The sequence below is a fragment of the Streptomyces antarcticus genome (assembly GCF_026627255.1).
GTDB lineage: Bacteria > Actinomycetota > Actinomycetes > Streptomycetales > Streptomycetaceae > Streptomyces > Streptomyces antarcticus.
Genome location: NZ_JAPNLM010000014.1, coordinates 72,429 through 86,803 on the forward strand (window position 1 = coordinate 72,429; position 14,375 = coordinate 86,803).

General features: G+C 73.2%; 10 protein-coding genes. 6 read left to right on the forward strand and 4 right to left on the reverse strand.

Annotated features, from left to right (window positions below; translation table 11 throughout):
* Positions 1–53 precede the first annotated feature (53 nt).
* From OTB16_RS21545 to OTB16_RS21555, 3 genes are all read right to left on the reverse strand, one after another.
* The gene (locus OTB16_RS21545) at positions 54–341 is read right to left on the reverse strand and encodes a hypothetical protein (RefSeq protein ID WP_267722065.1); all 288 of its coding nucleotides are present in this window, start codon (positions 339–341) and stop codon (positions 54–56) included.
* Between the two features lie 240 nt (positions 342–581).
* A complete protein-coding gene (locus OTB16_RS21550; protein ID WP_267722066.1) occupies positions 582–2,978 on the reverse strand; it encodes an alpha-N-acetylglucosaminidase in 2,397 nt (798 codons plus the stop codon).
* 114 nt (positions 2,979–3,092) lie between these two features.
* On the reverse strand, positions 3,093–4,781 hold the full coding sequence (locus OTB16_RS21555) for an alpha-galactosidase (RefSeq protein WP_267722067.1): 1,689 nt from the start codon (positions 4,779–4,781) through the stop codon (positions 3,093–3,095).
* Positions 4,782–4,976: 195 nt separating this feature from the next.
* On the opposite strand from OTB16_RS21555, the gene OTB16_RS21560 reads away from it, so the two are divergent.
* On the forward strand, positions 4,977–5,618 hold the full coding sequence (locus OTB16_RS21560; RefSeq protein WP_267722069.1) for a TetR/AcrR family transcriptional regulator: 642 nt from the start codon (positions 4,977–4,979) through the stop codon (positions 5,616–5,618).
* Positions 5,619–5,632: 14 nt separating this feature from the next.
* The gene (locus OTB16_RS21565; protein ID WP_267722070.1) at positions 5,633–6,574 is read left to right on the forward strand and encodes a serine/threonine dehydratase; all 942 of its coding nucleotides are present in this window, start codon (positions 5,633–5,635) and stop codon (positions 6,572–6,574) included.
* Between the two features lie 7 nt (positions 6,575–6,581).
* On the opposite strand, the gene OTB16_RS21570 is transcribed toward OTB16_RS21565, so the two are convergent.
* The gene (locus tag OTB16_RS21570) at positions 6,582–7,043 is read right to left on the reverse strand and encodes a universal stress protein (protein ID WP_267722071.1); all 462 of its coding nucleotides are present in this window, start codon (positions 7,041–7,043) and stop codon (positions 6,582–6,584) included.
* An 835-nt stretch (positions 7,044–7,878) separates the two neighbouring features.
* Here OTB16_RS21570 and OTB16_RS21575 point away from each other — a divergent pair.
* The 4 genes from OTB16_RS21575 (at position 7,879) to OTB16_RS21590 (ending at position 14,203) form a co-directional block, all read left to right on the forward strand.
* Complete coding sequence (locus tag OTB16_RS21575; RefSeq protein WP_267722072.1) at positions 7,879–9,213, forward strand: ABC transporter substrate-binding protein; 1,335 nt, start codon at positions 7,879–7,881, stop codon at positions 9,211–9,213.
* A 146-nt stretch (positions 9,214–9,359) separates the two neighbouring features.
* Positions 9,360–10,253: a carbohydrate ABC transporter permease gene (locus tag OTB16_RS21580; protein WP_267722073.1), complete on the forward strand. Its 894-nt coding sequence runs from the start codon at positions 9,360–9,362 to the stop codon at positions 10,251–10,253.
* Positions 10,250–11,125 carry a carbohydrate ABC transporter permease gene (locus tag OTB16_RS21585; protein WP_267722074.1) on the forward strand — a complete coding sequence of 292 codons (876 nt, stop codon included), beginning with the start codon at positions 10,250–10,252 and terminating at the stop codon, positions 11,123–11,125. The genes OTB16_RS21580 and OTB16_RS21585 overlap by 4 nt, the downstream gene beginning before the upstream one ends.
* A gap of 54 nt (positions 11,126–11,179) precedes the next feature.
* The gene (locus tag OTB16_RS21590) at positions 11,180–14,203 is read left to right on the forward strand and encodes an alpha-mannosidase (protein WP_267722075.1); all 3,024 of its coding nucleotides are present in this window, start codon (positions 11,180–11,182) and stop codon (positions 14,201–14,203) included.
* The last annotated feature ends 172 nt before the right edge of the window (positions 14,204–14,375 follow it).

The window sequence follows — 14,375 nt, forward strand, 5'->3', positions numbered from 1 at the left end:
GGTGATTCGGAGCCGCGGCCCCGACGGATTGCCCGGGTGCCGCACCGGACGCGTCATGCACGCGGCCGTCCGGCCCGGTCCGCCGCCCGGCGGGCCATGGCCTCCAGTCGGGGGTCGGGCACCTCGTTCCCCGCAGCGTAGTGCGCGTCCCGGGCATCGGCCTCCCCGGCCGGGGCGCGGCCGTCCTCCGGAGGCGTCCGCCGGGCGGCGGTGCCCCCGCGCTTGCGCAGTTCCACCACCCCGTCGGCGAGGAGGGCCAGGTGTTCGGGCGACGCGCCGGGGGCCCCGCCCTCGCCCCCGTCCCGCTCGGGCCGGTCCTGACCGGACTCGGACTCGGACATGGTCGGGTCCCCTCCTGGCGGTCGGCCGCGGCGCGGATCCACGGCGGCGCGACGGCGACGGCAGGGGCGGCCGCCGGAGTTCCCACCGGCGGCCGCCCTTGATCGTTGCGGGTCAGTGAACCCAGCGCCGGCCCCACCCGGCGGGCCGTCGGCCGAGCGGTCCCCCGAACGGGTACCGAGGTTCCCCCGGATGGGTGGTGCTCGTCGGGAAGCGGCCGAAATGGCATCGAGTGGTGTATGTCAGGGGGCGGCCGCCGCCGGGAGGGAGACGGCGATCGCGGCCGCCAGGGCGTACGGGTCCCCGCTGGGCCGGTCGGGATGCCGGGTGGTCCGCCGGGCCCACGCCTCCTCCTCGGCGTGCCAGTCGATCTCCCGTGGCGCGGTGCCCCCGGCGAGGGCCTCCTCCAGCGAGTCGAAGTACAGCTCCCACCGCGGTCCGTACAGTTCCGAGACCAGGCCGCTCCACTCGCGGTTCGCGTAGTCGTGGAGGAAACCGCCCTCGCTCGTGCTGCGGCGGCCCCACACGCTCAGGATCGAGCGGGCGTCGTACTCGTACCGGTCGCGCTCGGCCTCGTCGGCGCCCCAGGAACGGGCCGCCTTCAGCCAGCCGCCGAGCAGGAAGTTCGGGTCGGATCCGATCAGCTCCTCCAACTGCCGCTCCGCGCGCCGCCATTCGGCCGTCAACTCGCGGAAGCGGTCCAGGTCCCCGGCCTCGTACGCCGCCTTGATCTTCGGCAGCAGCACCCGCGAGTGGTTGGCGAGGGCCTGCCGCGCCGTGTCCACCAGGTCGAAGCGGTACGCGCTGGAGGCGCGCAGCCGCGGATCCACCCGGAGCAGGTGGTCCAGGGCCCGGCGGACCGAATCAGCCGGGTAGCGCAAGGACTTGGGGCTCCAGTACGCCGACCCGACCGCGGTCAGGGCGGGCCGGGCGGTGAACAGGCTGTCCTGGGACTCCGACCACAGCCCCGAGGAGGTGCTGTACGGCCCCTTGCGCAGCTCCTCCCAGGCCGCGGCGGCCGCGGCGTCGGGGCGGCCGTAGCGGCGGGCCGCGAAGTCCGCGAACCACTTCCGCTGGTCGAGCGGCCCCGGTTCCCAGGCCAGGTCGGTGAAGAGGTCGAAGGCCGCCGGGTTGGTCCCGGTGGCCTCGGGGAGGTAGGCGATGCCGCTGAGGGCGCTGCCGTTCTTGCCGCGCCAGGCGGGGAAGCGCTCCAGCCACACGGAGGTGTTGGCGCCGATCGTCGTGTGCCCGCCGAAGTTGTAGATGGTGCCCATCGCGTACGGGACGCCGCCCCAACGCGTCTCGCGGTCCAGGCGGTTGTACCGGTCGGAGAGTCCGTCGAGGATCAGCAGCTTCGAGGTGTCCACTCCGGCGAGCAGCTCCGCCGTCGGGTCGTCCTGCCAGCCCAGCACCGCCCACAGGGCGCCCGGGTGGGCGGCGTGCAGGGCCTTCTGGATCGCCCCGGCGGCGGACCGTACGTCCACCGAGCCGGTCTGCCCGCCCTCGTGCAGCGGGCTCATCCGGTACATCGTGCTGTCCCCGAACACCGCGCGCTGCTCGGCGTAGTACGCGGCGGCCAGCTTCCCGAACACCGGGGTGGCGGGGTCCAGCCAGTCGGGCCGGTCGAATCCGGCCCAGTCGCCCTGTGGCACCGTCCCGGCACCGGGGTTGCGCGCGGCGAACTGCGGCGGGACCGTGCCGAAGTATCCGGGCAGCACCGGCGTCATGCCCAGCCCGCGCAGCTGCTCCGCGATCCGCCCGCCCAGCGCGGCGCGTTCGCGCATCAGCCGCTCCGTGACCGGGCCGCCGAAGCCGCTCAGGTTCTGTAGCAGCCACCAGCTCTGGTGGGCCGGCCCGGGGATCCACGCGCGCAGCTCGGCGGCCGAGTAGCCGAAGCCCTGGAGCGCCCGGTAGTACGGGTACTCCGCGCCGACCTGCACGAACACCTCGTTCACCCCGTGCAGGGCGAGCAGGTCGATCTGCCGCTGGTGCTCCTCGAAGGTGCGGTACGGGCCCGCGTACCCGTCGTCGGTGTCGTTCAGCGCGTACCGGTGCGGGACGAGCGCGCTGCGGGTGACCGGCGCGGGGACGGCCGGCAGGGTGGCGGGCAGCATGCCGATGCTGTCGCCCGGCCAGCCGATGTCGGCGCCGGCGACGTGCTGGAGGTACCAGCCGACGCCGGTGAGCAGGGTGGCGCCGGTGGAGCCGCGCACGGTGACCGCGCCGGCCCTCCCGGACACGGTGAAGGTGTCGGCCGCGGCGCCGGTGTCGGGCACCAGGGTGAACTGCCCGGCGTGGCGCGGCAGCAGCCGGGCCAGCGCCGCCCGCGCGGGAGCGGTGTCGAAGCTCCGCGGCCGGGGCGCGCCGGGCCGCGCGGCCGCCAGGGCGGCAGCCCGTACGTCGCCGGGCATGCCGCCCCGTACGTCGGTCGCCCGTACGTCGGCCCGTACGTCGGTCCGCGCGGGCGGCCCGGCGCCCGGGGCGGCGGCCCCGGGCGCGGCCCCCGCGCACAGCAGGGTCAGCAGCGCCGCCGGAAGCGCGGCGAGGGCGGCCGGGCGGGGCAGCGCCGGCCGCCGCCCGCCGCGTGGCGTCGGGTTCGTCGTCGGCTGGGTCATCCGCTCGGCCATCCTCGGGGTCATCCGCTTCCTCGTCCGCTTGTCTTCCGCCCGCTGCCCGCTGCCCGCTGTCCGCTGTCCGCTGTCCGCCGTCCGGATCCTCGGCCGGGCGGTCTCCGGCTGCCGGTCCGCGTGCCGTCAGACCGGCAGGGCCCAGGCCTGGTCGACCCGGTGGTCGCCGCAGGACTCCAGGCGCAGCCGTTCGGCCGGGGCGTCCGGGGTCGCGGCCGCCGCAGGCGCCGTCAGGCACAGCCCGGTCGCCGCGTCGGTCAGGGTTCCGGCCCGGTCGTGCGTCCAGTCCTGCCCGGGCTCGCGCGACTGCCGGGGTGCGCAGGAGGCCAGCTCCACCAGCCCGTCCCCGCCCGCCGTCAGGCACTTGCCGGCCAGGCGGAGACTGCCGTCGCGGCCGGCCGTCCACCGCTGGTCGGGGGCCCCGGTGCAGGCGGCCATGACGACCGAGCCGACGCCGGTGGTGCTCGCCCCGTCGGCACACTTGGCGGCGGCGCCGACGACCTGTCCGGTCGGGACCGCCTCGGCGCAGCCGCGCGGGGTGAGCCGCCACACCGCGGTGTCGTGGGCGGCCAGCCGCCCGGTCAGCGCGTCCGCGACGTTCCGGCGCTCCCCGCTCCACAGGTCCTTCGCGTCGGCGGTGCAGCCGGTCAGGCCGACCTCGTCGAGCGGCACGCGGATGTCGCGCGCGCTGCCCGAGCGGTTGAGCACGGCCACCGCGCGGTCGCCGTTCGCCAGGTCCCGCGTCAGGATCTCGAAGCTGGCGTTGGAGGAGACGACCGCGCCCTGACGGCCCATCGGGTCCTGGTCCAGCTCGATCAGATCGGTGTTCCCGAGCGCGGCGAGGCCTTCGGGCGTCAGCTCGGACACCTGCGAGGACAGGATGAACGGGGCCGCCATCATGGCCCAGAGGGCGACCTGGCTGCGGCCCTCGGCCGCGGTGAGTCCGGGGGCGCCCGCGATCAGGAAGTCGGGATCGTTCCAGTTGCCCGGACCCGCGTACCGGCCGAGCCAGCGGTTGTAGCCGTAATTGCCCATCACCGATTTCCAGCGGGAGGCCGAGGGCGTAGCCGGCTTGTACACCTGGATGTCGCGGCCCTCGCGCCACAGCTGGCCGGTCTCGCCGACCCAGCCGAGCACCCGGTGCCAGTCGGTGCCGCCCCACTCGCCCTGCTGGAAGTAGGCGGGCGCGGAGGCCGACAGCACCATGTCGCGGCCGCTCTCGCGCAGCCCCTTCGCGACGGCGTTGTAGGCGTCGCGGTAGGCCTGCTCCTTCGTCGTACCCGGCGGCACCCAGAGGTTGCAGCCGTCCATCTTGACGTAGTCGACCTTCCAGGACGCGAACTGCCGCGCGTCCTCGGCGTAGTGGTCCGCGCCTCCGCCCTGGGGTGAGCCGCTTCCGGGGTACTTCTCGCAGGTGAGGTACCCGGCGTCCTGGTAGATGCCGAACTTCAGGCCCTTGGCGTGCAGGTACTCGCCGAGCCAGGCCATGCCGTGCGGGAACTTCTCCGTGTCGACGACCAGCGCGCCCTGCGCGTCCCGGCTCTTGGTCATCCAGCAGTCGTCCACGGTGACCGTGTCGTAGCCCTTGGCGGCGAGTCCGGTCGACACGAGGGCGTCGGCGTTCGCGACGACCTTGGCCTCGTCGATGTCGCACATGTAGTGCGCCCAGTTGTTCCAGCCCATGGGCGGGGTGAGCGCGAGCGGGGTGTCCGAGGTCGCGGTCGGCTCGGCCGCCGCGGGGGCGGGGGCGAGTGCGAGGGCGAGCAGGGCGGCCGCTGTCAGGCAGGGGAGCGTCGCACGCAGGCGAGGCGGCACGGAGACTCCTTGACGTGGGGGCTGTCGTGGACGTGGGGCTGTCGTGCGCCCAGTGCAGCGGGGCGGCTACCCACTGTCAACGCATGTCGATGGTTATCGCACAATGACCAGCAATATGGCCGCAGTCGGCATCACGCGAAGGAGTGAAAGGGCGGCGCCGCAGCACGAGATACGTCGTATGTTACGGTGTATCTCATGCCGAGACGATCAATGGCCCTGGACCGCGCGACCCCCGAGGTGATCGCCATCGCCGCCCTGCGCGTCCTTGACGAGCACGGGCCGGAGGGCCTCAGCTTCCGCGCCCTCGCCGAACGGCTCGGCGTCTCGCACGCCACCGTCCAGCGGCGCTGCGCCGACCTCGCCGGACTGCTGGACCTGTGTACCGAGCACCTGGCCGCCCAGCTTCCCGACGTGCCCGCAGGCACCGACTGGGCGCAGGCGACCGAGCAGCGCTTCCGCGCGCTGTACCGGCTGCTGGTCGCCCACCCCGGGCTGCTGGTGCTGCGCGGCGGCCGGCCCTGGCTCGGTCGGCAGCTGCTGGCCCGGCTCGTCGAACCCGCCCTCGCCGACAGCGTGGCCGCCGGGATGACCCCCGCCGAGGCGATGACCGCGTACCGCCGGATGTACCTGCTCACCCTGGGCAGCGCCGCCTTCGTGGACCACCGCGACCCGGAGGGGGCCACCGCCGCCTCCCGGGCGGCCCTGGCCGCGCTGGACCCGCGGGAGTTCCCGGTGCTGTCCGGCGGACTGGCCGACGTACTGCCGCCCCTGACGGACCACGAGGTCTACCACGGCGCCCTGCGCCAGCTCATCGACGCCGCCCGGCCCACCACCTGACGGGGAGACCGCCCATGCAACCGGAACAGCAGCTCGACTACGCGGCCGTACGCGCCGCCGCCGGCCGGATCTCCGGCGCGATACGGCCCGTCGCCGTGGCCCCGGCCGCCGACGGGGTCTGGTACGCGCTGGAGCACCTCCAGCACACCGGCTCCTTCAAGGCCCGCGGCGCCCGCAACTTCCTCGCCGCCCACCACCGTGCCGGCACCCTCCCGGCCGCCGGCGTCACCATCGCCTCCGGCGGCAATGCGGGCCTCGCCTGCGCCTGGGCGGCCCGCGCCCAGTCCGTGCCCGCCACCGTGTTCCTGCCCGCCAACGCCCCGCGCGTGAAGGTGGAGCGGCTGCGCGGCTACGGGGCCGAGGTCCGGCTCGTCGGCGACCGGTACGCCCACGCCCTCGAAGCCTGCCGGGAGTTCGCCGCCGAGAGCGGCGCCCTCAGCAGCCACGCCTACGACCATCCGCTGATCGCGGCCGGCGCCGGAACCCTGCTCGACGAGATCCGGGCCGCGCTGCCCGGGCTGGACGCCGTGGTCGTCGCGGTCGGCGGCGGCGGACTGTTCGCCGGGGTGGCCACCGCCGCGCGCGAGCACGGCGTACGGGTGATCGCCGCTGAGCCGGAGAACTGCCGGGCGCTGAACGCGGCCCTGGCCGCGGGACGTCCCGTGGACGTCGAGGTCGACTCGGTCGCCGCCGACTCCCTCGGAGCCACCCGGGTCTCGGCGGACGCCCTCGCGGCCGCCCGGCACGGGCACGTGCGGTCGGTCCTCGTACCGGACGCGGCGATCACCGCCGCCCGGCGCTCCCTCTGGGAGGAGCACCGCCTCGTGGTCGAGGCGGCCGCGGCCACCGCCGTGGCCGCGCTCAGGGGCGCTTCTGAGCCGCTGGGAGAGCGGGTCGCCGTCATCCTCTGCGGGGCGAACACGGACCCGGCGGACCTGGCGGCGCCCGGGGTGTGAGGCCCCGTCAGCCGGCGGCCGCGTCCGGGTCCGCGCGCACGACGACGACGGTGCTCGTGGCGTACTGGACCACCTGCTGGCTCACCGAGCCCAGCAGCGCGCCCTTGATGCCGCCGTACCCGCGGGTGCCGACCACCGTCAGCTCGGCCTCCGCGGACGCCTCCACCAGCACCCGGGCCGGCGCCCCGTGCTCGACCCGGCGGAAGACGGGCACGCCGGGCGAGGTGCCCACGGCCTCCGCCACCGTGTCGGCCAGCTTCAGGCGGGCGGCCTCCTCGGCGGTGACGAGCTCGGCCCGCGCCACGTCCGGGGCCACCCCGAACGGGTTGGTGTTCCACTCCCAGCTCATCACGGCGTGCACCCGGGCGCCGGTGGCCTTGGCCTGGCGGACCGCCCAGCGCAGGGCCTCCTTCGAGTGCTTCGAACCGTCCACGCCGACGACGATCAGCGGCTCGGCGGGCTCGCTCATGGTGCTTCCTCTCGGTCCGTCCGGATGATCCCTTCTCTCCCTGTATACACGGGAGAGGGGGGCCGACCCCGAACGACGATCGTCGCGCGTCCAGACGACTTTCGACGACGGTGCCGGGCCACCGCCCCCTGCGAAGGTCGGAGCGTCACGGTGAACGGCCCCGGACGCGGCACGGCTTGGAGGAACGGCGTGGCTCAGCGCAAGGGTTGCCTGATCGGGTGCGGCATAGCGGCGGTGGTGGGCATCGGCGTCATCGCCGCCCTCGTCTTCGGGGCCTCCAAGATCCTGGACGCCGCGGACAAGACCCTGCTCGACCCGAAGGTGTACGCGGAGGCCGAGGTCGGCCGGCCGGAGCAGGAGGTGCGCGACCGGCTCCCGTCGGGCGAGACGTTCATCAAGTCCACCCCGCCTTGCCCGTGGTCACCGGGGCCACGGACCGTACGCACCCCACGCGGGCAGCCGCCCGGACCGGCCGCCGGACGCTTACGCCGGCAGCCGTCCCGCCTCCGGGGGAAAGGGTTTCGCGGCCTGCGGGATAAAGCGCATGAGTGCGCGTCGCCGAGAACCGTCGATATGAAGTCAAACACCGGCGGTCGGGCAGGCTTCGCCATCCGCTCGGTGTCGTCTGCGACGTTCTTTCCGCTAAAGCGCATCAGTCCAGTCCGGGGTGGGTGTGGAGAGAGTTTGGGTGCGGGCGGGGCACCCCTTGTCGGCAGGGTCGGCCCGGATGTCACCGGCCATCGGGTCCGCCGCCTCGTTGACGCGATCTCGCGTGCGGACGACCGTGGTCACCGCTCTCCGGCAGAGAGGCCGGACTTCTGCGAAGGCGGCGACGATGACGCGATCGAACCTGACCCGTACCGCTGTCGCCACGCTCGTGGCGGGCACGCTGCTGTCGACTTCCGCGTGCGGTCTGAGCGGTGGGGCCGCAGAGGTGGAGGAGGCGGAGCGGACCGGCAAGGTGTCCGGTGGGATCACGTTCCGCACCCTGCAGCTGAAGCCCGCCTTCACGTCCTACGTACAGGGTGTGATCGACGCCTTCGAGGAGGAGCACCCCGACGTCGAGGTCAGGTGGGAGGACGTCCCCGGAGACGGCTACAACGAGAAGCTGGTGGCCGACGCCCAGGCCGGAGCCCTCCCGGACGTGGTCAACCTCTCCACCGACTCCTTCCAGCTCCTCGGCGACCGGGGCATGCTCGCCGACGTGGCCAAGCTCGACGGGGCACTGGCCCAGGACTACGTGCCCGGTGCCTGGGAGCAGTTCAGGCTCCCCGGCAAGGGCGACGGCGTGTACGCCTACCCCTGGTACGTGACCCCGGAGATCCTCACCTACAACAGGGAGCTGTTCGAGAAGTCCGGTCTGGACCCGGCCGAACCGCCCACGAGCGTCGAGCAGTTCTTCGACCACGCCGAGCGGATCGCCGCCGGATCCGGGGGCCGGTACGCCGCCTTCATGGCCGACCCCAAGGGCAGGCTGCCCGGGGACTGGCAGAAGATGGGCGTACCGATCCTCAACGAGAAGCGGGACCGGTTCACCTTCGACACCGGCAAGGCCGTCGAGTGGGTGGAGCGGATGAAGGACCTCTACGCCAAGGGCGCGATGCCCAGGGAATCGCTGCTCAAGTCCGACGACATCAACCAGCTCTACGGCGCCGGCAAACTCGTCTTCGGCCCCGGCTCCCCGGGCTTCGTCAAGGACATCAAGCAGAACGCCCCCCAGGTGTACGCGAAGACGCGGGTCGCCGGAGCCGTCACCGGAACGCTCGGCCACATCGGCATCTACGCCCAGTCGCTCGGCATCAGGAAGGACACCAGGCACCTCGACGCGGCGGCCGCGTTCGCCCGGTGGGTCACCAACGGGCCCAACCAGGTGGAGTTCTCCCGGAAGGCCACCATCTACCCGTCCAACGCCAGGGGCCTCGCCGACCCGCTGTTCTCCGACCGGGGCGACGGGAAGGACGCGGAGACGGTCGCCCGGGCGGTCGGCGCCGAACAGCTGAAGAGCGCCGCGCTCGACGCCAACACCCCGGTCCAGTGGACCAATCAGGTCGGCGACGCCGTCGTGCGCGAGATGCAGAAGGCCATCAAGGGCGAACAGGACCCCCGGTCGGCGGTGAAGAAGGCCCAGGAGGAAGCCAACAGGCTCCTCGCCGACGCGGCCGCCCAGTGAGCGCGGTGGACGAGGCGGCGGGGCCGAAGACGCCGGGATCCAAGACGCCGGGATCGAAGACGCCGGGATCGAAGGCGGCGGAATCGGAGAACGGGCGCGCCGCCCGGAGGGAGGCGGCCGGGCGGGGCAGGCGGGCGCGGGCGGCCATGGAGGCGGACACGGGGCTGGTGCACCGCTCGTGGTGGACCCCGTACCTGTTCCTCGCGCCCGGGCTGGTGATGGTGTGCCTGTTCAGCATCTGGCCGTTCGCCAACACCGTCATCCTCTCCTTCACCGACGCGCGGATCCTGCGCGGCGGCACCTTCGTCGGCTTCGCCAACTACGCCCGCGCCTTCGCCGATCCCGGCTTCTGGGTCGCGGCCGGCAACAGCGTGCTCTACCTCGTGGTCGTCGTACCGTGCCTGGTCTTCCTGCCGCTGGCCCTCGCCGTCCTCGTACAGACGAAGATCCCCGGCATCGGCATCTTCCGCTCCGCCTTCTACACGCCGGTGATCGCCTCGGCCGTGGTCGTCGGCCTGATCTGGCAGTGGGTGCTGCGCAGCGACGGCCTGGTCAACACCGTCTTCCTGAAGCTGAGCATCGTCTCCGAGCCGATCCCGTTCCTGACCGACAGCACCATGCTGCTGGTGTCCGCGATGATCGTGACGGTGTGGAAGGGCCTCGGCTACTACATGGTCTTCTACCTCGCTGCCCTCGGGAACGTGCCCGCCTCGCTCCACGAGGCGGCCGCGATCGACGGCGCCGGCACCGTGCGCCGCTTCTTCAGCATCACCGTCCCCCAGGTGAAGCCGATGATGCTGCTGGTCGGCACCCTCTCCGCGATCTCCGCGCTCCGCGTCTTCACCGAGATCTACATCCTCGGGGGCGAGAGCGGCGGCCCCGGCGGCGGCGCGCGTACCCTGCCCTTCCTCATCCGGCAGGTCGGCCTGGGCTTCGCCGGCGAGACCGGCTACGCCTCCGCCCTCTCCATCCTGCTGTTCCTCCTGACGCTGGTCTTCAGCCTGCTGGGCCGCCGTCTGTCGAAGGGGGACGAGACGTGAGCGCACCGTCCCCTCCCGGAGGGCGGGAGCCCCGGCGCTCCCGCCCCGGCCGCGGGCGCCGGTGGACCGGCCTGGCCGGCCGGTACGCCGCGCTCCTGCTCATGCTCGTCGTCATGCTCGGGCCGATCGTCTGGCAGTTCCTGACCTCGATCCGCGGCCGCACCGAGAACGTGTACGACGGGATGCTGCCCTCGCAGCCCACCCTCGACAACTACGTCCGGGTCGCCGAGTCCTTCCCGCTCCTCCAGTACGCGGGCAACACCCTCGTCGTCGCGGCCCTCGCCGTCTCCTCGAACACGCTGTTCGCGGCGATGGGCGGCTACGCCCTCTCCCGGGCCGCGTGGAAGGGCCGCAAGGTGGTCTTCACCCTGCTCGTGGCGACCCTGATGTTCCCGTTCGAGTCCGTCATGATCTCGATGTTCCTCACCGTCCGGGAGATGGGCCTGGTCGACACCCTCATCGGCGTGTGGCTCCCCGGGGCCGTCTCCGTCCTCAACGTCATGATCATGCGATCGGCCTTCCTGGCGGTGCCCAGGGAGGTCGAGGAGGCAGCGGTCCTTGACGGCGCCAACGAGTGGACCCGTTTCGCCCGAGTCTTCCTGCCCTCCGCCAAGGGGGCCCTGGCGGTCGTCTGCCTCACCAGTTTCATGGGCGCCTGGGACGACTTCCTCTGGCCCCTGCTCGTTCTCACCGACAGCGACAACTACACCCTGCAACTGGGCCTGAAGACGCTGGCCGGCGCCACCACGGTCAACGACCAGCGGCTCATCGCCGCCGGCGCGATGGCCGCGCTGATCCCGATGGTGCTGCTCTTCCTCGCCCTCCAGCGCTTCTTCTTCAAGGGCGTGGGCGAGGGAGCGGTCAAGACCTGAGCCGCCGGCCCGGCCCCGCCCGCCGTACGCACCCGCCTCCCTGGAGTAGCCGTCATGCACGACGACCGCAGCATCACCGAGCACCGCCTCCGCCGGGTCCTCAAGGAGCGCATCAAGCCCGCCGTCCGCACCCGGCCGGTCCCGCTGAGCGTCGAGCGCTGGGAGGCCCCCGGTGAGCCGGTGCCCGTCGCCGAGGGCCTCGGCGCCGCGTACGGGCCCTGCGCGGTCGGCGATGCCTGGGGCCCCGCCTGGGGCACCACCTGGTTCAAGGTCACCGGCACCGTACCGGCGGAGTGGGCCGGCCGTACGGTGGAGGCCGTCCTCGACCTCGGCTTCGACCGGATGATGCCGGGGTTCCAGTGCGAGGGCCTGGTCCACCGGGCCGACGGCGGCGAGATCAAGGCGCTCAACCCCTACAACGACTGGGTGCGCGTCGCCGACCGGGCCGAGGGCGGCGAGCGGATCGAGTGGTACGTCGAGGCCGCCTCCAACCCCGTCCTCGTCGACCACGCCGCGACCTACGAGGGCGACCGGCAGACCAGCGGCGACCAGCCGCTCTACCGGCTCGCCCGGATGGACCTGACCGTCTTCGAGACCGAGGTCTGGGAACTGGTCCAGGACCTGGAGGTGCTCCACGACCTCATGACGCAGCTCGGCACGGGCGACGCCCGCCGGTACGGGATCCTGCGCGCCCTCGACGCCGCCCTCGACGCCGTGGACCTCGGGGACGTGCCCGGCTCGGCCGCGGCCGCCCGTACCCACCTCGCCGCGGTGCTGGCCGCGCCCGCCCACGCCTCCGCGCACCGGATCAGCGCGGTGGGCCACGCACACATCGACTCCGCCTGGCTGTGGCCGCTGCGCGAGACGGTCCGCAAGGTCTCCCGCACCGCGTCCAACGTGGTCGCCCTGATGGACGAGCACCCCGAGTTCGTGTTCGCGATGTCCCAGGCGCAACAGCTCGACTGGATCAAGGCCTGCCGGCCGGAGCTGTTCGAGCGGATCAAGAAGAAGATCGCCGACGGCCGGTTCGTGCCCGTCGGCGGGATGTGGGTGGAGTCCGACACGAACATGGTGGGCGGCGAGGCCATGGCCCGCCAGTTCCTCTACGGCAAGAAGTTCTTCCTCGACGAGTTCGGCGTCGAGACACACACCGTCTGGCTCCCCGACTCCTTCGGCTACACGGCCGCCATGCCGCAGATCGTCAGGCTCTCCGGCTCCACGTCGTTCCTGACCCAGAAGATCTCCTGGTCCCAGGTCAACGCGTTCCCCCACCACACCTTCTGGTGGGAGGGAATCGACGGAACCCGCGTCTTCACGCACTTCCCGCCCGTCGACACCTACAACTCCGACCTCGGCGGAGCCCAGTTGGCGCACGCTGCCCGCAACTACCGTGAGAAGGGCCGGGGTTCGCGCTCGCTGGTCCCGTTCGGCTGGGGCGACGGCGGTGGCGGCCCCACGCGCGAGCACCTCGCCCGCGCCCGGCGGCAGCGGGACCTGGAGGGCTCCCCGCGGGTCGAGATCGAGCGCCCCGACGCCTTCTTCGACAAGGCCCGCGCCGAGTACGAGGACGCCCCCGTCTGGGCCGGCGAGCTCTACCTGGAGCTCCACCGCGGCACCTACACCTCCCAGGCCAAGACCAAGCAGGGCAACCGGCGCAGCGAGTCCCTGCTGCGCGAGGCCGAACTGTGGGCGGCCACCGCCGCCGTGCGGGCGCCGGAGTACGCGTACCCGTACGAGGATCTGGAGCGGATCTGGAAGACGGTGCTCCTGCACCAGTTCCACGACATCCTGCCCGGGTCCTCCATCGCCTGGGTGCACCGCGAGGCGCGCGGGACGTACGCGCGGCTGGGAGAGGAACTCGCGGGGATCACCCGGACCGCGCAGAGCGCGCTGGCGGGGGAGGGTGACCGGGAGCTGGTCTTCAACTGCGCCCCGCACACCCGGCGCGGCATCCCCGCCGGCGGCGCCGGCCGCCCCGCCGGGACCGGAGAGCCGGTCACCGTGGAGGAGCGGCACGGCGGCGGGCAGGTCCTGGCCAACGGGCGGCTGCGGGTGGAGGTCGACGGCCGGGGCCTGATCGTGTCGGCCTACGACCTCGAGGCCGGCCGGGAGTCCGTCGCACCGGGAGCGGCCGCCAACCTGCTCCAGATCCACCCCGACTTCCCGAACATGTGGGACGCCTGGGACATCGACGCGTTCTACCGCAACAACGTCACCGACCTCGTGGACCTGGACGCCCTGGAGGTCACCGGGGACGGGCCGGAGTCCGCCACCGTCCGCGTCACCCGCTCCTTCGGTTCCTCCTCGGTCGTCCAGTCGGTGACGCTCCGGGCAGGTGCCAAGGCGGTGGACATCGTCACGGTCGTGGAGTGGCACGAGACGGAGAAGTTCCTGAAGGCCGCGTTCCCGCTGGACGTGAAGGCCGAACGATCCGCCTCCGAAACGCAGTTCGGGCACGTATACCGGGCCACGCACACCAACACCTCGTGGGAGGCCGCCAAGTTCGAGATCTGCGCCCACCGCTGGATCCACGTGGAGGAACCCGGCTGGGGCGCGGCCCTGCTCAACGACTCCACGTACGGGCACGACGTGACCCGCGACGTACGGCCCGACGGCGGTCAGACCACCACCGTACGGCTCTCCCTCCTGCGGGCCCCGCGCTACCCGGACCCGGAGACCGACCAGGGCTCCCACACCCTGCGCTTCTCCCTCGCGCCGGGGGCCGGGATCGCCGACGCTGTCCGCGAGGGCCACGCGCTGAACCTGCCCGAACGCACCCTGACCGGCGCCGGCCCGGTGGCGCCCCTGGTGGCCGTGGACGACGACGCGGTGGTCGTCGAGTCGGTCAAGCTCGCCGAGGACCGCGGCGGCGACGTGATCGTCCGCCTCTACGAGTCCCGCGGCGGCCGGGCCCGGGCCACCCTCGCGGCCGGTTTCCCGCTCGCGGCGGCGGTCGAGAGCGACCTCCTGGAGCGGCCGCTGGAGGGGACGGCGGTCGGCCCGGCCACCCCGGCGGGGACGGTCCCGCTGACGCTGCGCCCGTTCCAGATCGTCACGGTCCGCCTGCGCCGCGCCTGAAAGGGGGCGCGGCGACGCTGCCGGGGCGGCCCGCGGGGGAGGCCGTCCCGGCAGCGCCGCGGCCGTGAACTCCGCCACAGACGACCGCGGCCCCGGCCCGTGGTTGCGGTCCGCACCACGCGGAACGTCCACATTCGGTTATGCACCTAGTTGCAAAACCTGCCCCGGCTCG